The organism is Streptomyces sp. NPDC059853, assembly GCF_042731495.1.
Taxonomy (GTDB): domain Bacteria; phylum Actinomycetota; class Actinomycetes; order Streptomycetales; family Streptomycetaceae; genus Streptomyces.
This window is the reverse complement of the sequence record NZ_JBHWJL010000588.1, coordinates 1-1,028: the sequence shown is the minus strand read 5'-3', so window position 1 is coordinate 1,028 and position 1,028 is coordinate 1. Positions and strand designations below refer to the sequence as shown.

The 1,028-nt window shown below is 72.6% G+C and carries 1 protein-coding gene; it reads left to right on the top strand.

Annotated elements, in window-relative coordinates; genetic code table 11:
• A partial coding sequence (locus ACFV5N_RS28065) for an FAD-binding oxidoreductase (RefSeq protein ID WP_385605416.1) occupies window positions 1-1,028 on the top strand: 1,028 nt, incomplete at both ends.

Below are 1,028 nucleotides of genomic sequence, written 5' to 3'. Positions count from 1 at the left end.
GTGCACCAATGTGGCGGTGGTCCTCGACTGGTCCAAGTACTGCCACCGTCTGGTCTCCGTGGACGCCGAGGCCCGTACCTGCGTGGTGGAACCGGGCATCGCCCTCGACGAACTCAACCGGCGGCTGGAGCCGTACGGGCTGAAGTTCGGTCCCAAGCCGGCCACCCACACGCACTGCACCCTCGGCGGCATGATCGGCAACAAATCCTGCGGTGCCTCCGCCCAGCGCTACGGCAAGACGGTCGACAACGTGCGCCGGCTGGAGGTCCTCACCTACGGCGGCTGCCGGCTGTGGGCCGGGCCCGTCGACGACAGCCGGTACGCGCGGATCCTGGCCGAAGGCGGCGAGGTGGCCCGGCTGCACCGGGGCGCCCGCGAACTGGCCGAGCGGTACGCGGACGACATCCGGGCCGGCTTCCCCGAGATCCCGCGCCGGGTCTCCGGCTACAACCTCGACTCGCTGCTGCCCGAGAAGGGCTTCGACCTGGCCCGCGCGCTCGTCGGCAGCGAATCCACTCTCGTGACCGTGCTGCGCGCCGAACTCGACCTGGTCCCCATCGAGGCTGCCGACGCCCTGGTGGTCCTGGGCTACCCGGACATCTGCGCGGCGGCCGACGACGTGCCGCGGCTGCTCGAACACTGCCGGCCGCTGCAACTGGAGGCGCTGGACGACCGGATGGCCCAGCTCATGCGCGAGGAGCGGGTGCACACCGAGTCGCTGTCCCTGCTCCCGGCCGGCGGGAGCTGGCTGTTCGTCCAGCTGGGCGGCGACAGCAAGGAGGACGCCGACGCCCAGGCGGACGCCCTGCTCGCCGGGCTCGGCCTCTCCGCCGACGACCCGAGGGTGGCGATCTCCGACGACACCGACCGGGAACAGCGCTTCCTCCAGGCCCGGGAGGCGGGTCTCGGCGTGACCGCCCGGCCGCCGGACGGCCGCGAGACCTGGGAGGGCTGGGAGGACTCCGCCGTCGCCCCCGAGCGGCTCGGCGACTATCTGCGGGACCTCAAGGCCCTGTTCGCCGAGTTCG